General features: G+C 59.7%; 14 protein-coding genes and 1 pseudogene. 11 read left to right on the forward strand and 4 right to left on the reverse strand.

Going from position 1 to position 16,532, the window contains the following annotated elements; translation table 11 throughout:
* The first annotated feature begins 9 nt into the window (after positions 1–9).
* Entirely contained in the window at positions 10–963 is a 954-nt protein-coding gene (locus tag CKW16_RS19990) for a D-2-hydroxyacid dehydrogenase family protein (protein ID WP_095130009.1), read from the forward strand.
* A gap of 121 nt (positions 964–1,084) precedes the next feature.
* Here CKW16_RS19990 and CKW16_RS19995 read toward each other — a convergent pair.
* Positions 1,085–1,456: pseudogene (locus CKW16_RS19995) on the reverse strand (SAM-dependent methyltransferase); the annotation flags it as partial.
* A 136-nt stretch (positions 1,457–1,592) separates the two neighbouring features.
* Between CKW16_RS19995 and CKW16_RS20000 the strand changes: the two are divergent.
* The 4 genes from CKW16_RS20000 to pncA are packed head-to-tail and all read left to right on the forward strand — an operon-like array spanning position 1,593 to position 4,133.
* Positions 1,593–2,126, forward strand: coding sequence for a tetratricopeptide repeat protein (locus tag CKW16_RS20000; protein ID WP_095130011.1), 534 nt, complete (start codon positions 1,593–1,595; stop codon positions 2,124–2,126).
* A 54-nt stretch (positions 2,127–2,180) separates the two neighbouring features.
* On the forward strand, positions 2,181–2,678 hold the full coding sequence (locus CKW16_RS20005) for a sigma-70 family RNA polymerase sigma factor (RefSeq protein ID WP_218244104.1): 498 nt from the start codon (positions 2,181–2,183) through the stop codon (positions 2,676–2,678).
* Complete coding sequence (locus CKW16_RS20010; protein WP_095130015.1) at positions 2,675–3,451, forward strand: anti-sigma factor; 777 nt, start codon at positions 2,675–2,677, stop codon at positions 3,449–3,451. Before CKW16_RS20005 ends, CKW16_RS20010 begins: the two co-directional genes overlap by 4 nt.
* A gap of 52 nt (positions 3,452–3,503) precedes the next feature.
* Entirely contained in the window at positions 3,504–4,133 is a 630-nt protein-coding gene (gene pncA / locus CKW16_RS20015; protein WP_095130017.1) for a bifunctional nicotinamidase/pyrazinamidase, read from the forward strand.
* A gap of 191 nt (positions 4,134–4,324) precedes the next feature.
* Here pncA and CKW16_RS20020 read toward each other — a convergent pair whose 3' ends face one another.
* Positions 4,325–5,626, reverse strand: a complete 1,302-nt coding sequence (locus CKW16_RS20020; protein ID WP_095130019.1) for an ATP-binding protein — start codon at positions 5,624–5,626, stop codon at positions 4,325–4,327.
* A 4-nt stretch (positions 5,627–5,630) separates the two neighbouring features.
* The gene (locus CKW16_RS20025; RefSeq protein WP_008155184.1) at positions 5,631–6,332 is read right to left on the reverse strand and encodes a response regulator transcription factor; all 702 of its coding nucleotides are present in this window, start codon (positions 6,330–6,332) and stop codon (positions 5,631–5,633) included.
* Between the two features lie 23 nt (positions 6,333–6,355).
* Here CKW16_RS20025 and CKW16_RS20030 point away from each other — a divergent pair, with 23 nt between their 5' ends.
* From CKW16_RS20030 to CKW16_RS20055, 6 genes are all read left to right on the forward strand, one after another.
* On the forward strand, positions 6,356–7,756 hold the full coding sequence (locus CKW16_RS20030) for an efflux RND transporter periplasmic adaptor subunit (RefSeq protein WP_371918043.1): 1,401 nt from the start codon (positions 6,356–6,358) through the stop codon (positions 7,754–7,756).
* A gap of 15 nt (positions 7,757–7,771) precedes the next feature.
* A complete protein-coding gene (locus CKW16_RS20035) occupies positions 7,772–10,864 on the forward strand; it encodes an efflux RND transporter permease subunit (RefSeq protein ID WP_095130023.1) in 3,093 nt (1,030 codons plus the stop codon).
* A gap of 192 nt (positions 10,865–11,056) precedes the next feature.
* Positions 11,057–11,698, forward strand: coding sequence for a DUF1345 domain-containing protein (locus CKW16_RS20040; protein ID WP_095130025.1), 642 nt, complete (start codon positions 11,057–11,059; stop codon positions 11,696–11,698).
* A gap of 76 nt (positions 11,699–11,774) precedes the next feature.
* Positions 11,775–12,614 (forward strand): AraC family transcriptional regulator, encoded by an 840-nt coding sequence (locus CKW16_RS20045; RefSeq protein WP_095130027.1) that lies wholly within the window; start codon positions 11,775–11,777, stop codon positions 12,612–12,614.
* Positions 12,615–12,665: 51 nt separating this feature from the next.
* Positions 12,666–13,280, forward strand: a complete 615-nt coding sequence (locus tag CKW16_RS20050) for a LysE family translocator (RefSeq protein ID WP_095130029.1) — start codon at positions 12,666–12,668, stop codon at positions 13,278–13,280.
* 197 nt (positions 13,281–13,477) lie between these two features.
* Positions 13,478–13,936, forward strand: coding sequence for a hypothetical protein (locus CKW16_RS20055; RefSeq protein ID WP_095130031.1), 459 nt, complete (start codon positions 13,478–13,480; stop codon positions 13,934–13,936).
* A 54-nt stretch (positions 13,937–13,990) separates the two neighbouring features.
* Here CKW16_RS20055 and CKW16_RS20060 read toward each other — a convergent pair whose 3' ends face one another.
* Positions 13,991–16,387, reverse strand: coding sequence for an autotransporter outer membrane beta-barrel domain-containing protein (locus CKW16_RS20060; RefSeq protein ID WP_256580525.1), 2,397 nt, complete (start codon positions 16,385–16,387; stop codon positions 13,991–13,993).
* Positions 16,388–16,532 lie beyond the last annotated feature (145 nt).

Here is a 16,532-nt window from a genome sequence, read left to right on the forward strand (position 1 = left end):
GTAAGGCTGATGGCTGTGCAGATTGCGGTGATTGATGACTGGCAGGACGTGGCCCGTGACGTGGTGGACTGGTCGGTGCTGGACGACATCGGTGAAGTAAGCTTCCTCCATGACTACCCTGCCGACAACGACACCCTGACGGCACGGTTGGGCGAGTTCGAGGTGATCTGCGTGATGCGCGAGCGCACCCGGTTCGATGAGGACCTGCTGCGGCGCTTGCCGAAACTCAAGCTGCTGGTCACCGGCAGCATGCGTAACGCCGCCCTGGACCTGAAAGCCGCCGCCGCGCTGGGTATTCAGGTCTGTGGCACCGACAGTTACAAGCACGCCGCGCCGGAACTGACCTGGGCGCTGATCATGGCGGCGACCCGCAACCTGGTGGTCGAAGCCAACGCCCTTCGCGCCGGTTTATGGCAGCAAAGCCTGGGTGGCGACCTGCACGGCAAGACCCTGGCGATCCTCGGTCTGGGCAGCATTGGCACTCGCGTTGCCCAGTTCGGTCAGGTGTTCGGCATGCGGGTGATTGCCTGGAGCGAGAACCTGACCGCTGAACGCGCAGCCGAAGTCGGCGTGACCTACGTCAGCAAGCAGGAACTGTTCGAACAGGCCGATGTGCTGTCGGTCCATCTGGTGCTCAGCGATCGTAGCCGTGGCTTGGTGGACGCCCAGGCACTGGACTGGATGAAGCCGACGGCGCTGCTGGTCAACACTGCCCGTGGTCCGATTGTCGATGAGGCCGCGTTGATCAAGGCGTTGCAGAAACGGCGACTGGCCGGTGCTGCACTGGACGTCTTCGAGCAGGAACCCTTGCCCGCTCATCATCCGTTCAGAACCCTGGACAATGTGCTGGCCACGCCCCATGTCGGGTATGTCAGCCAGCAGAACTACCACCAGTTTTTCTCGCAGATGATTGAGGACATTCAGGCCTGGTCTGCGGGAGAACCGATTCGCGTACTGAGTTGATACCGAGTCATCGTTCTTCGTCGGAACGCCGCCCGGAGCAAGCCCGCTCCCACATTTGATCTGTGTCGTTCACAAAATCAATGTGGGAGCGGGCTTGCTCGCGAATGGCCTCACCACCGATCTAACCGCCCTTCACCGCCACAAACGCCGCCGTCTCATAGGGCACCGTCACCACGTCTTTTCCTCGGAGTTCGGGCTCGGCGGCAATCAGCGCTCTCAACTGCTCATCAACCCTCGCCCGCTCCACCGCCGGCAATGCCGCAACAAAACTGGTGGAGCGCACGCGGTTGAAAATCACGTCCTCAGGCAAGCCTGTATGCCCATGGCTGAAACGCTGTTCTGCCAGCGGTCCGAACGCCACATGCGGAAACGCCTGTCGCCAGGCCCCGGTGTAATAGCGCGGCGTATCGCCCTCCAGCGCATTGACGATCGCATCCAGTTTCGGCACCCAGATCACCCGGGAATCACGCTGATTCCACACCAGCCCCAGCTTGCAGTACTCCAGATCGACAACGAATGCTGTCGAGCATTGCGCCTCGATTTGAGCTTTCCTTGCACAGACCGCCAGAAAGAAATGAATAATTGTTCACCCTGTGGTGTTCATCTCTCACCGACCATGAGAATTGCCCATGACTATCCGTTTTGCTGTTTTCACCGCCCCGCTGTTGCTCGCCGTCGCGTTTTCCAGCTCGCTTGCATTCGCCAACGGCGATGACGAAGAACCGGCCAAACCCAACTGCCCAAAAGGCCAGGTCTGGGACAGCAAGCAGCAGCGATGCCTCAAGCAAACCAGCAGCCTGGTACCGGACGCCGACCGCACCGATTACGCTTATCGGCTGGCCAAGGACGGTCGCTACGAAGAAGCCCTGGCCCTGCTCGACACCCTCAAACAGCCAAACACCGCCAAGGCCTTGAACTATCGCGGCTACGCCACGCGTAAACTGGGGCGCACCGACGAAGGCATCGGTTATTACCTGCAATCGGTCAAACTTGACCCGCACTACGCGCAAGTTCGCGAATACCTCGGCGAAGCGTATGTGGTCAAAGGTCAGCTGGACCTCGCTCAGGAACAGTTGCAGCAGATCAAAACCATCTGCGGCAGCACCACCTGCGAGGAATACCAGGACCTGGCCGAAGCCATCAACGACTCATCGAAAACCTGACACACCGAGCAGACGGAGGTCGCCATCGCCAGCGATCAGGCAATACGGGCAGAACTGGGCCAGCACCTGGCGCGTTTATGGCGCTACGGCCTGCTGTTGTCCCGGCAACGGCATGTCGCCGAAGACCTCGTGCAGGCCACCTGCGTGCGGGCACTCGAGCGTGCCGGGCAGTTTGTCCCGGGCAGCCGCATGGACCGCTGGTTGCTGAGCATTCTGCACTCGATCTGGCTCAACGAAGTTCGCTCCCGAAGAGTGCGTCATGGACAGGGGCTGGTGGATGCCGACAACGCTTTGTCGTTCGACGGTGAATACGCGGCACAAACCCATGTCCTCGCGGCTCAGGTGATCAGGCGTGTGGATGCCTTGCCCGAAACCCAGCGGGAAACGATGTTTCTCGCCTATGTCGAAGGTTTGTCCTACCGCGAAGTGGCCGAGGTGCTGGACGTGCCCATCGGCACCGTCATGAGTCGCCTGGCCGCTGCACGCGCGAAACTGGCCGAGTACCCGCCCTTGCACGCCGTGCCGAACCCTTCCACTGGAGAACGTCGATGAACGATCACGCACGCCCGACGGTACCCACGGATGAGCAACTGGTGGCCTACCTCGACAACCAGCTCGACAGCGAACAGCGCACCCGCATCGACGCGGCCATCCTTGAAGACCCAACGCTCAACCTGCGCCTGCAATGGCTGGCCCGCAGCAGCCTGCCGTTCAAGGAGGCCTACGACGAGTTGGGCCGCCAGGCGCCCGTGGACCGCTTGCAATCGATGCTCGACACCCTGCCTTCACCTGAACGCCCGACCATGAATCGACGCTGGTTTCTCGCGGCGGCCGCCGGGCTGGTGGTGAGTGGCGTGGTGGCGGATCGGCTGTTCCTCGGCTGGCAGTTGAGCCAGCAAAAGAATAACTGGCGCGGGCTGGTGGCCGAGTACATGTCGCTTTACGTGCCGCAAACCCTGGACCACTTGCCCACTGACGAAGCCGCTCAGCGAGCGCAACTACGGACCATTGATGCGCGTCTGGGCCTGAATCTTGTGCCGGCACAATTGGCCCTGCCACGCTCCGAGTTCAAGCGCGCGCAAATCCTCGAGTACGACGGCGTCGCCATTGCCCAAATCACCTACCTGGACCCGGCGCACGGTCCCCTAGCGCTGTGCGTCACCCGCTCCAACAGCGGCAGCCGGCATTTCGCCCAGGAGCGCCGGCACGGGATGAACATTGTCTATTGGGCTGACATGCAACATGCCTGGATGCTGATCGGGCATAACCCGGTGGCGGATCTGGAGGACATGGCGAAATTGTTGAGAGGCCGGCTTAGCGCGTGATCCGTTTTGTCACTATGCTGGGTGTCTCATTTCCAAGGAGGAAAACCCACCCATGCCTATTTCTTCACGCACAGCCTTGCTGGTCATCGACGTACAGAACGACTTCATCCCCGGCGGCCAGTTGCCGGTACCCGAAGGTGACCTGATCGTCCCGCTGATCAGTCGCCTCGGCGCCCGGTTCACCCAAGTCATCATCGCCCAGGACTGGCACCCGGCCGGACACGCTTCCTTCGCCTCCAGCCACCCCGGCCGCGCGCCTTACGACGTGATTCAACTGCCTTATGGCGAGCAGACGCTCTGGCCGGACCATTGCGTGCGGGCCACGCCCGGTGCCGAGTTGCACAAGGATCTGGACCTGCCCCACGCCCAACTGATCATCCGCAAGGGCTGCAACCCGGACATCGATAGTTACTCGGCGTTTCTGGAGGCGGATCGAAGAACCACAACAGGTTTGGCCGGGTACTTGAAAGAACGCGGTATCGGCACGGTTTATCTGGTTGGGCTGGCACTCGATTTCTGTGTGATGTTCTCTGCACTGGATGCGCGGGCGGCAGGGTTTAACGCGTTTGTGGTGATGGATGCGTGTCGGGCGATTGATCTGGACGGATCACTGGCCGCGGCGATCGAGCGGATGCAGGTGGCTGGGGTTGGGTTGATTTCAGCGGAGGAAGTGCCGGGTTAAGTCTCTGTAGCAGCTGCCGAGCCTGCGAGGCTGCGTTCGAGCCGGGGTCGCGCTCGACCGCAGTCCTCGCAAGTCCGGTGGACGCTGTTTCCCTGAAAAAACCGGTTTTCTGGTTTTACGAGTGCTGCGGTCGAGCGCGACCCCGGCTCGAACGCAGCCTCGCAGGCTCGACAGCTGCTACACAGAGTGCGTCAGGTTGAGGTGGGCAACCACAACCGGAACCGTGCCCCACCCAACGGCGACGCTTCAACGGTGAGCGTACCGCCCTGAGCCTCCAGCGCCCGACGGCTGATGGCCAACCCCAGACCGAAGCCTCCCGTGGCCCGGTCCCGACTGCGATCCAGTCGATAGAAAGGTTCAAATATCCGCTCACGCTCCTCATCTGGAATACCGATCCCATCGTCGTCCACCCAGATTTCAGCCCCCTTGGCACACACCCGCACACCAATCTGAATGCGTTTTTCGCAGTAGCGCATCGCATTGCGCAGCAGGTTCTGAATAGCGCGGGCAGTCAGCCTTGGGTCGAGCGCGAAGCGTTCAAGTTGTCCGTGCAGCAGCACATCGATAACGATGTCCGGGGATTCCAGTTCTTCGTCGACGCTGCCAAGGATGCTGTCGATAAATTCATCCAGCGACACCTCGACCCGCTCCGGCAACCGCGCCGGGTTTTGCAGGCGGCTGTAGGACAACAGTTCCAGTACCAACTCGTCGAGCTCGCGAATGTGTGCGACCAGACCTTGCAGACGCTCGCGGCTGGCGGCTGGCAAATCGTCGGACAGTGCCAGCGCCAGACCGAAATCCAGTCGTGTCAGGGGCGTGCGCAATTCGTGAGAGACGGCATTGAGCAGGTCGCGCTGCTGGTTGAGCAGGTTCTCGATATCGCCAGCCATGGTGTCAAAGACGTTGGCCAGGCTACCGATGTTGGAGCTTTTGGAAATCTGTGTGCGCTCGCTCAAGTGGCCCTTGCCGAAACGTTCAGCCGTACCTTTGAGGCGTTCCAGGTCGCGCCAGTGCGGGCGCAGCCACAGCAACAGGCAGGCGAGCATGGTCGCGCCGATCAGCACGTTGATGCTCCAGTACAACAGGCTGACGTCCATCGGGTCCGGCGGTACGACCATCTCCACCACCGTCCGCTCGTTCAGCGGCGCCACCGCCAGGGTGCGCCAGCCCCAGTCGCCAATGCGCACGACGTTCTCGCCACGCTGCAGACGTTTGCGCTCATCAGGGGTGAAATCGGCATCGTCGTTACCGGTCAGGACGATGTGCAGCGGCTGGAATTCCTTGTCCATCTCCGCGGCCAAGGCCGGCCACTGTTCCGGGGGCACGGCGTGAAACTGTTTGACGATGAGGGTTTGCAACCCGCGCGAATAATCGAGGTTGTAGGTGACAAAGCGCTCCTGGAAGACCTTGATCACCACGTCAGGCACCAGATAGATCGCCGCGCTGTACGAAACGATAGTCACCAGGTACAGGCGAAACAGGATTCTGAACATCGACTCAGCATTCCCACTCGGAACGGCTGAACAGGTAACCCTTGCCCCACACGGTCTTGATCTTGCGCGCCTCGCCGGCGTGGTCGTCGAACTTGCGCCGCAGCTTGGAGATCGCCACGTCCACCGAGCGGTCGGTGCCGTTGAACTCGATGCCGCGCAGGCGTTGCAGAATCTGGTCGCGACTGAGCACTTCGCCGGCATGCCGAGCGAGTACCACCAGCAGGTTGTATTCACCACTGGACAGTTCGACCAATTGCTCGCGCCAGGTCACGGTGCGCTCGGACAGGTCGATGCACAGATTACCCATCAGAATGCGGTCGTTGGCCGTCTGCGGTTCGGTGAGGCTGCTGCGCCGCAGCAACGTCCGCACCCGGGCCAGCAACACCCGCGGTTCACAGGGTTTGGTGACGTAGTCGTCGGCGCCCATTTCCAGGCCCAGCACCTGATCGTGACTGTCGTCGCGGGCGGTGAGCATCAGGATCGGCAACGTCGCCGAATCGGCGCGCAGCAAGCGGCAGACTTGCAGGCCGTCGAGCCCCGGCAGCATCAGGTCGAGGATCACCAGGTCCGGCGGATTGACCCGCGCACGTTCGCGAACATGGTCACCACGGCTGATCACGCTGACGCTATAGCCGTTGCGTTCCAGGTAACTGGCAATCAGTTCCGAGAGCGCGGTGTCGTCTTCGACCAGGAGGATGTTGGGCATGGGTGTTTCCAGAAAGTGCTGTGGTGCCTGATCCGGCCTCTTCGCGAGCAAGCCCGCTCCCACAGGGGAATGCATTTCAAATGTGGGAGCGGGCTTGCTCGCGAAGGCGGCCTGGCAGGCGCAAACGTAATCAAGTTGCGAAGGATATACGCCCTCGCCCGTGCCTGAGTAAAACCCTTACACAATTTCACACAGCGCCTACAAAGCTTCACCGCTACCCTCGCCGCCTCCCCGTAGGATGCGGGGGGTCATTATTGGGGTATTACATGTCAAAGAATCTGCTTGCCAGGCTCAGCCTGATTGCACTGGCGGTGACGCTGAGCGCTTGTGAGAAGGCCTCGACGGCCGAAGAACAGGCGCCTCTGGCCACGGTTCGCATCGAAACCATCCAAGCCAGCCCCCTGTCGATCACCAGTGAACTGAGCGGGCGGATTGCTGCGCCAAGGATTGCCGAAGTCCGCGCCCGGGTTGCCGGGGTGGTGTTGCAACGGGCGTTCCGCGAAGGCAGCGATGTGAAAAAAGGTGAAGTGTTGTTTCGTATCGACCCGGCGCCGTTCAAGGCTGACCTGGACAGTGCCGAAGCGGCGCTGCGCAAGGCTGAAGCCAATGCGTTCCAGGCGCGCCTGCAAGAGCAGCGCTACGCGCAGTTAATCGAAGGCAATGCCATCAGCGGCCAGGATTATGACAACGCCCGGGCCAGTGCCCGGCAAACGGCTGCCGACGTCGCCGCGAACAAAGCCGCCGTGGAGCGGGCGAAACTCAACCTGGGTTACGCCACGGTCACGGCGCCGATTTCCGGGCGCATCGGCCGCGCGCTGGTGACTGAAGGCGCACTGGTCGGGCAGAACGAAACCACGCCGCTGGCGTTGATTCAGCAACTGAACCCGATCCATGCCGACCTCACCCAATCGACCCGCGAACTCAACGACCTGCGCCGGGCGTTCCGTTCCGGCCAGTTGCAGCAGGTCGGTCAGGACCAGGCCAAAGCCACACTGATCCAGGACGATGGCAGTCTCTATCCGTTGCCCGGCAAGTTGCTGTTCGCCGACATCACCGTCGACCCCGGCACCGGTCAGATCATTCTGCGCAGCGAATTCCCCAACCCGGACCTCGACTTGCTGCCGGGCAGCTTCGTGCGCGTGCGTCTGGAGCAAGCGGTCATTCAGCAAGGCATCAGCGTGCCGCAACGAGCCATCCAGCGTGACAGCGCCGGCATCGCCCAAGTGCTGGTGCTCGACGCTGAACAGCGGGTTGGCCAGCAACCGGTCGAACTGGGCGCCGTACAGAACGATCGCTGGATCGTCACCAGCGGCCTCAAGCCCGGTGACCGCATCGTCACCGAAGGCCTGCAACACGCCCGTCCCGGCGAAAAAGTGCAGATTGACGACACCCCTCTTCCACTTGCCCAGGTTTCTGGTCAGTAAGCAGGACGCTTTTTTATGCCGCAGTTCTTTATCGATCGCCCGGTGTTCGCCTGGGTGGTTGCCCTGTTCATCCTGTTGGCCGGCGCCCTGGCCATTCCACAGTTGCCGGTGGCGCAGTACCCCAACGTCGCGCCGCCGAAAGTCGAAATCTACGCCGTGTACCCCGGTGCTTCGGCACAGACCGTGGACGAAAGCGTGGTCAGCCTGATCGAGGAAGAACTCAACGGCGCAGACCACCTGCTGTATTTCGAATCCCAGAGCAGCCTCGGCAGCGCCACCATCACCGCAACGTTCCAGCCGGGCACTGACCCGGAAATGGCTCAGGTGGATGTGCAAAACCGCCTGAAAGTGGTCGAGTCGCGCCTGCCTCAAGCGGTGACGCAGCAGGGTTTGCAGGTGGAGAAAGTCTCCGCCGGCTTCCTGCTGCTGATCACCCTCACCTCCAGCGACGGCAAGCTCGACGACGTGGCGCTCAGCGATTACCTGGCGCGCAACGTGATGAACGAGATCAAGCGTCTGGACGGCGTCGGCAAGGCTCAGTTGTACGGCGCCGAACGGGCCATGCGGATCTGGATCGATCCGCAAAAGCTGATCGGTTTCAACCTGACCCCGGCTGACGTCAACGCCGCCATCGTCGCGCAGAACGCGCAAGTGTCGGCCGGCAGCATTGGCGATTTGCCGACCCGCACTACTCAGGAAATCACCGCGACCATTCTGGTCAAAGGCCAGTTGTCGACACCGGAAGAATTCGCTGACATCGTGTTGAAAGCCAATCCCGACGGCTCAACTGTGCGCATCAAAGATGTGGCACGCGTTGAGATCGGCAGTCAGGAATATCAGTTCTCCACGCGCCTCAACGGCAAACCGTCGACCGCCGTCAGCGTGCAACTGGCGCCGGGCGCTAATGCCCTGAGCACTGCCACGTTGGTGCGGGCGAAGATGGATGAACTGGCGCGCTACTTCCCGGCTGGCGTGGAATACAAGATCCCGTATGACACCTCACCCTTCGTCAAAGTCTCGATCACCAAGGTGGTTTACACCCTTGGCGAGGCGATGTTGCTGGTGTTCGCGGTGATGTTCCTGTTCCTGCAAAACATCCGCTACACGCTGATTCCGACCCTGGTGGTGCCGGTGGCGCTGATGGGCACCTTTGCGACCATGTTGGCGCTCGGGTTTTCGATCAACGTGCTGACCATGTTCGGCATGGTGCTGGCGATCGGCATCCTGGTGGATGACGCGATTGTGGTGGTGGAGAACGTGGAACGGATCATGGCCACCGAAGGCCTATCGCCCAAAGAAGCAACGCGCAAGGCAATGAAGCAGATCACTGGCGCAATCATCGGCATCACGCTGGTGCTGGTCGCGGTGTTCATTCCGATGGCGTTCATGCAGGGGTCGGTCGGAGTGATTTACCGGCAGTTCTCTTTGTCGATGGCGACTTCGATTCTGTTCTCGGCGTTCCTTGCCCTGACCTTGACCCCGGCGTTGTGCGCGACGCTGCTCAAGCCGATTGCCAAGGGCGAACATCACGAGAAGCGCGGGTTCTTTGGCTGGTTCAATCGGCGTTTCGAGCAACTGACCGATAGTTATCAGGGCTGGGTCGCCTATGCGCTGAAACGCACTGGCCGTTACCTGCTGATCTACGGCGTGCTGCTGATCGGATTGGGCGTGTGCTTCAGTCGACTGCCCTCCTCGTTCCTGCCGGTGGAAGATCAGGGTTACACCATCACCGACATTCAACTGCCACCGGGTGCGAGCAAGAACCGAACTGTGCAGGTGGTCGAGCAGATCGAAGCCCACAACACCACTGAACCCGGCGTCGGCGACAGCACGGTGATTCTCGGTTTCAGCTTCTCCGGCAGCGGGCAGAACGCCGCGTTGGCGTTTACCACACTCAAGGACTGGTCTGACCGGGGTAGCGACGACTCGGCCAGCTCCATTGCCGATCGCGCCAACATCGCGTTGAGCCAGATCAAGGACGCCGTAGCGTTTGCGGTACTGCCGCCGCCGGTGGATGGCCTCGGCACTTCCAGCGGTTTCGAGTTCCGCTTGCAGGACCGTGGCGGTCTTGGCCATGCCACGCTGATGCAGGCGCGCAGCGAGTTGCTCGCTGCCGCCGAGAAGAGCCCGATCCTGATGAATGTGCGCGAAAGCGCCCTGGCCGAAGCGCCGCAGGTGCAACTGGTAGTCGACCGCAAACAGGCGAACGCGCTGGGCGTGTCCTTTGCCGACATTGGCAACGTACTGTCCACCGCCGTCGGTTCGGCTTACATCAACGACTTCCCCAATCAGGGACGGATGCAGCGTGTGGTGGTGCAGGCTGAAGGCGATCAGCGCAGTCAGGTTGCCGATCTGCTGAAGATTCACGTGCGCAACAGCGCCGGGAAAATGGTGCCGTTGTCGGCCTTCGTCCAGGCCAAATGGACTCAGGGCCCGGCGCAATTGACGCGCTACAACGGCTACCCGGCGATCAGCATTTCCGGCGAACCGTCGCCCGGTCACAGCACCGGCGAAGCCATGGCGGAAATCGAACGACTGGTTGCACTTGGCCCGGCGGGATTGGGGCAGGAATGGACCGGGTTGTCGTTGCAGGAACGCTTGTCCGGCAGTCAGGCGCCGATCCTGCTCGGTTTGTCGTTGCTGATCGTGTTCCTGTGTCTGGCGGCGTTGTATGAGAGCTGGTCGATTCCGACCTCGGTGCTGCTGGTGGTGCCGCTCGGCGTGCTCGGCGCGGTACTGGCCGTGACCTTGCGCGGGATGCCCAACGACGTGTTTTTCAAGGTCGGGCTGATCACTATCATCGGGCTGTCGGCGAAGAACGCGATCCTGATCATCGAGTTCGCCAAGAGCCTGTACGACGAAGGCCACGACCTGATCGACGCCACCCTGCAAGCCGCGCGCCTGCGCCTGCGGCCGATTGTGATGACATCGATGGCATTCATCCTCGGCGTGGTGCCATTGGCGATTGCCACCGGGGCCAGTTCGGCGAGCCAGCAAGCCATCGGCACCGGGGTGATTGGCGGGATGATCACGGCGACGCTGGCGGTGGTGTTTGTGCCGGTGTTTTTTGTGGTGGTGATGAAACTGGTAAAGAAACGCCACCGATGAAGATCGTTCCCACGCTCTGCGTGGGAATGCCTCAAGGGACGCTCTGCGTCCCCTCGCGGCAAGTGACGCAGAGCGTCACGGGCTGCATTCCCACGCAGAGCGTGGGAACGATCATGTTCGGTTTCAGACTTGTGGTCACAACTGGATACGCTGGGCTAAGGTGTTTGCAAAGCCCTGGCGCATCGAGTTCACATGTCCTTCCTCGCCCGCACCCACCCTCGCCTGTCCGCCGCTGCCACCCTCGGCGTCGCAGTGGGCATTCTGGCGCCGGCCGACTCGATCATCAGCAAAATCCTCTTCGGCTGGAACGCCGGGGTCTGGACTTACCTGGTCCTGATGTTCTGGCTCACCGCGCGCGCCAAAGCGCCGGATGTGAAACGCATTGCCGAGGTCGAAGACGAAAACGCCGGGCTGGTGCTGTTTGTTGTATGCATCGCTGCGATAGCGAGCCTGGCGACCATCGCCTTTGAACTGGCCGGCAGCAGAGACCTGGAAACCACTCGCAAGCTGCTGCATTACGGTTTTACCGCGTTGACGGTGATCGGTTCCTGGCTGCTGATCGGGGTGATTTTCAGCGTGCACTACGCCCGTCTGTTCTACACCTGGGGCGGCAAAGACCCGGCACTACGTTTTGCTGAAGGTCTGACAACGCCCAATTACTGGGACTTCCTGTATTTCTCTTTCACCATCAGCGCGGCGGTGCAGACGTCCGATGTTGGCGTGGCGACTCGGGATTTGCGCAAGATTGTGCTGGCGCAGTCGCTGATCGGCTTTCTGTTCAACACGGCCATTCTCGGGTTCTCGATCAACATCGCGGCGGGACTGTTCAACTGATCCCTGCACAAACGTTCTAGTCATCACCCTCGGCGCAGGCGTTAAATAAGTCGGCCATCCGTCTCACAGGTGCAGCATGACGACTCACAACTGGATCGACCTGGCCCAGGACGCCGACACTGGCATCGAGACCCTGCGCGCGCATTTCGAAGGCCATGCCTACGACCCGCACTGGCATGACAGCTATCTGGTGGGCGTCACCGAACAAGGGGTTCAGCAGTTTCACTGTCGGCGGGCAAAGCATCAAAGCACGCCGGGAAAGGTGTTTCTGCTCGAGCCGGGTGACATCCACGACGGCGACGCGCCAACCGAAGACGGTTTCACCTACCGCATGCTGTACCTCGACCCGCAGTGGCTGAAACGTGAACTCAGTACAGTCTTCGAAAATGCCCCCGACAACAGTCAATTGAGTTTCGCCAACACCCTGGCCAGCGACTCGCGACTCGCCCACGCCACCAGCCTGGCGTTTCAAACCCTGCATCACGGTGAGCTAAAAATCGTCCGCCAGACCGCCCTCGACGGTTTGCTCGAACGCCTGACCAGTCACCTGCACTGGCGCGCCCGCTATGGCGAAGACCCGCGCCTGCCGTTGGTGGCGCAGAAGGCTCGGGAGTATCTGCATGCCAACGCTCAATACGACATCGGCCTCGACCAACTGGCCGCCGTCACCGGCGTTGATCGCTTCCGCCTGACCCGCGCCTTCAAGGCCGCTTATGGCATGGCACCCCACGCCTACCTCGTGCAATTGCGCCTGGCGACCGCCCGGCGAATGCTGGCCCGTGGCGAGCAGCCGGCGACGGTGGCGATGGAACTGGGGTTTGCCGATCAGAGTCACCTGGGCCGCTGGTTCGTCCGCGCTTATGGCTTGACGCCGGCGCTGTATCGCAAGCGCTGCTCAAATCTTCCAGACGCATGACCCGGACTTTGTGAGGATCGGCTCCTGAGATCATTCACGGAGTCCGCTGCCATGTTGTCCACCTTTCCCACGCTGCTGCCATTTTTGCTGTTCGCTTTCGTCGCTTCCATCACGCCGGGGCCAACAAACATTCTGGTCCTGAGCAACAGCGCGAGGTACGGTTTCAAAGCCGCATTGCCGATCATTTTTGGCGCCTGCGCCAGTGCGGCGCTGGTTGTAATGCTGGCAGGCAGCGGTTTGGGGCAAGCCTTGAAAGCCCATCCCATTGTAGAAACATCCATGCAATGGTCAGGCACTGTCTGGCTCAGTTACCTGGCGTGGCAAATTTTCCGCTTGCCGCCAGACCTGATCGATCCACAGTCTCCGCCCAGCACGCCTCGACTCGGATTATGGGGAGCGGCCGGGCTCCAGTGGATAAACCCCAAGACCTGGATGATGGCGTTGGCCGTGGTGGGTGTTTTTTCCGGGAACGGTGCAGAAAAAACCCTACAGGTAATGCAATTGTCACTGGTGTTCTTTTTGGTGTCGCTGCCGTGTGTGGGGGCCTGGGCGGTATTGGGTGCGAGGTCTGGTAAATTGCTGCGATCACCCGCGGCGCAAACGTATTTCAATAGAGGCATGAGCGTGCTGTTGCTATGTGCTGTCTGGTTGCCTGTCACGGTATAGCAGCGAGCACACTATAAGTGCCTGTCAGCAGACATCTGCACGATGGTTTCGTCATTCATTTCACGAATGCCAGCCCTTGTAAACTGTCAACAATGACAGTTTACAACCTGTTCAATAACAGGCTTTTATAGTTCATCCAGGATTAGGGCCGAGCATGGCCTTTGGATACCTTACTTAACGTAACGGAGACCGAATCCATGAACGCTGTGATCAAACGCACCAGCTTTGCAGCCGGCAACTACGTCAACGCCTCTGCTTTCGCAACTGACAAAGAATTTCCAGAGTTTATTGCCACATCCCGACTGATCGATAGGGTCAAAGCGGGCGCCAACAAAACTGAAGCAGTGTTGATTACTGCTATTGACCGGCCTGCCTCAAAAACAAAAGCGAAAAGCTTTCCTGCTCGAGAGCTGTATATCTCCATTCCCGAAACTTTCGAAGTGGGTGACTACGCATTGAAAAGTCGTGACGATGTGAGCTTCAGCTTCAAAGACGCAGACAACACTGTTTATGAAGGTATTTCGGGCAACATCGTGTTGGAGCCAGCCGTAGGAGAAAGTGTCAAGGGCTCCTTCAAAGTCGACCTCGAACTGCCAGGCACTGACGGAAAGACCTTTCTTCTCAAGGGCAACTTTCAGGTACTGAAAGCGGGATAGTCGAGTTTGGCATCAACAAAAAGGGAAGCCGAAGCTTCCCTTTTTATTTAACACTCAGAACGCGTAATGAGCCCCCATGTTCACGCCAAAATCCTTAGTGACACTATCGCCTTTACTGGTATCCAGTTCAGCATGGAGCTGCCAGCGATCGTTCAGTGTCCACGATCCCCCTGCGCCGACTTCAAATCGGCTGCCCGACAGGTCATTGTTGAACTTGTTATCGTTGACCCGTACTTCATTATTTTTCACAAACTCATGAACGAAAGCCGCCCGAATGTGCGGTTGCAGTACGCTACCGTTGGACAGTGTCATACCCCGTCCCAGGGTTACGCCTGCCTTGCCAAGCATGGAGCGCGTTGTGTCGGCGTCAGCCTTCAAACCATTATCCAGACTGAAGTCCTTGCCTTGCACGGAGGCTGCTTGCCACTGGGTAAACACTTCTGCGTAATACCCGTCCTTGATGTCGATGTGTTTACCAAACTCGACCGATGCACTCGCGCCCAGGTTGTTGTAATGACCCTCGGTTTGCCTGCCGTCGCTCATTGTCACCTTGGCATCGTTGCGGAAATGATTGAGTTTGGCCACGGTATCCAGGTAGTAGCCGCTATCGCCGAGCCAGGTACCGTAGAGGCCGATGGACGTACTATCGATTTCGCCTGAGCTGCCGCGACTCAAGTCGAGGTTCGACTTACTGTAGCCGGCAAAAACACCCATCAATACTCGCTCGCCTGCAATCTGTACCGGGGTGTCGACCCCCATGGAGAACCCGTACTGGTCCTGGCTGTAACCATTCCCGTAGGCATTGTTGCTGATGCTGTATCGACTACCGAAAGAGCGGACCCATCCCCCTGTTTGCCCACCGTTGACGCGAAGATCCCCCATCCGGTTGTTCAATAAAACGGTCTCGCCATAGATCACCGTCGGCGCTACGGCGGAAATCGCCATGACCGCACGGGTCGTCGTGCTGACGACTTCTTTATCGGGTTGCAGGTACCAGTCATCACCCTCCTTGACCAAGCGGTAAGTAAACGCCCCGACATCGACCCGTTCGTTGACGAGGCCGTACTGAGCGCTTCCTGCGACGCTCTGCACCACCTTGATCGACGAATCATTGACCGGATCAAGACCTGTGCCAGTCACCAGTAACTGATGATTGCCGGCAGCGCTGCCGGTCACGTTCAACAGGTCGCTGATACCTTTGTTGAAATCGGCGCCCATCTCAAACAAACCGCGGCCCGCCAGATTGGCCACGTTCAGTTGGAAGTAGTCCTGATTCCCCCCCAGGCGCACTCTGCCGCCATTGTTGAGCGTGAGGTTGTTCACCGACTGGCTGTCGGTCATTTGCCACAGGGCATTATTGTTAATGGAGAAATTGGTTACATTGCTCACCTGACCGGTCAGGCTGGCACCATTGTCCACGGTCAGGCCGGCAACACTGCCAGCGGCGGCAGTAACATTCCCGGTCATCACGCTCTGGTTGTTGATCGTTGCATTGGCGACCTCTTGCAAATTACCGGTAAACGCAGACCCGTTGTCGATCACCACGTTGGAGGCACCCAACACGTTGCCGGTCATCCGCGCCTGATTGTTGAGCGTTGCAGAGGTAACGTTCTGTAAATCGCCGGTCAACGACGCGTTGTTTTGCAAAGTGACATTGGCTGAACTGCCTGCTGCAACCACGACATTACCCGTCAAGTGACTGTTATCCACGAGGAAACCGGCCGAGGCGCCAGGGCCGACTTCAAGCAGCGTGCCGTTACCGGCGATCAGGCTCGAGCCATTGCGTACCTGGATGTTGGCCACGGTGGGGAAGTTCGGCGCATTGAAGCCGACCACAATGGCCGAACCGCTCTGGCCTTCCACCCGAGTACTGTCCAGTACGATCGTCGTTGGAATGATCGCTGATGCCTGTGTGTCAGTACCCACGATCAAGCCGTTGAGACCACCGGTAATCGTGCTACCGCTGGCAGACAATGAACCCTCAAGCAGACGAATCCCGAAACTGTTGGCGCCGGTGCCTTCGACAGTCGAGTTCTGGACGTTGATTTCACTGAAACGGTTGCCTGCAATCCCGCCTTGCAAACCTCGAACAACACTGTTGTTACGCAGGGTCACTTGTGAGCCGCCAATGCTAGAGACGTTTCGTACGGCCGATATACCAATCCCTGAAACACTGGTGACCGTTGAATGGCTCAGCATAGCGCTGGCGTTAGTCAGGAAAATACCTTGTGCAAAACCTCCCTCTCCCGCGGAGGTGACTGTCGAGTTGGTCAGATCAATCACCCCGCCCGCGGAACTGGTGATACCGAGCGTTGCGGCACCTGAGCCAGTGAGTACGGCGTTGGCTTCAAGTTGCCAGTTCTCAAGAGGGGTAGTGGAATCGATGGACTGAGTGGTGCCAGCCGGGACAGTGGCAGCCTGGATCAGTGAAGAATTCAACACGAGGGACATAAACGAAAATGTCCAGATGCCGATCGATGTTTTGGGAAATGGAAGTTGCGTCTTTGACGACATAGTTGAGTCCTACTCGATTGCATTCCGTCAGGAACGAGCCTCCGACTCAAACTGCGCGCGAGCCGGACTAAAACGGCCGCCA

Source organism: Pseudomonas sp. Irchel s3h14, from assembly GCF_900187425.1.
Lineage (GTDB): Bacteria > Pseudomonadota > Gammaproteobacteria > Pseudomonadales > Pseudomonadaceae > Aquipseudomonas.

Excerpts from the sequence above, each read along its gene's own strand:
- CKW16_RS19990 (WP_095130009.1), top strand. The coding sequence starts at position 10 with ATGGCTGTGCAGATTGCGGTGATTGATGACTGGCAGGACGTGGCCCGT.
- CKW16_RS20000 (WP_095130011.1), top strand. The coding sequence starts at position 1,593 with ATGACTATCCGTTTTGCTGTTTTCACCGCCCCGCTGTTGCTCGCCGTC.
- CKW16_RS20010 (WP_095130015.1), top strand. The coding sequence starts at position 2,675 with ATGAACGATCACGCACGCCCGACGGTACCCACGGATGAGCAACTGGTG.
- pncA (WP_095130017.1), top strand. The coding sequence starts at position 3,504 with ATGCCTATTTCTTCACGCACAGCCTTGCTGGTCATCGACGTACAGAAC.
- CKW16_RS20020 (WP_095130019.1), bottom strand. The coding sequence starts at position 5,626 with ATGTTCAGAATCCTGTTTCGCCTGTACCTGGTGACTATCGTTTCGTAC.
- CKW16_RS20025 (WP_008155184.1), bottom strand. The coding sequence starts at position 6,332 with ATGCCCAACATCCTCCTGGTCGAAGACGACACCGCGCTCTCGGAACTG.
- CKW16_RS20035 (WP_095130023.1), top strand. The coding sequence starts at position 7,772 with ATGCCGCAGTTCTTTATCGATCGCCCGGTGTTCGCCTGGGTGGTTGCC.
- CKW16_RS20040 (WP_095130025.1), top strand. The coding sequence starts at position 11,057 with ATGTCCTTCCTCGCCCGCACCCACCCTCGCCTGTCCGCCGCTGCCACC.
- CKW16_RS20045 (WP_095130027.1), top strand. The coding sequence starts at position 11,775 with ATGACGACTCACAACTGGATCGACCTGGCCCAGGACGCCGACACTGGC.
- CKW16_RS20050 (WP_095130029.1), top strand. The coding sequence starts at position 12,666 with ATGTTGTCCACCTTTCCCACGCTGCTGCCATTTTTGCTGTTCGCTTTC.
- CKW16_RS20055 (WP_095130031.1), top strand. The coding sequence starts at position 13,478 with ATGAACGCTGTGATCAAACGCACCAGCTTTGCAGCCGGCAACTACGTC.
- CKW16_RS20060 (WP_256580525.1), bottom strand. The coding sequence starts at position 16,387 with ATGTCCCTCGTGTTGAATTCTTCACTGATCCAGGCTGCCACTGTCCCG.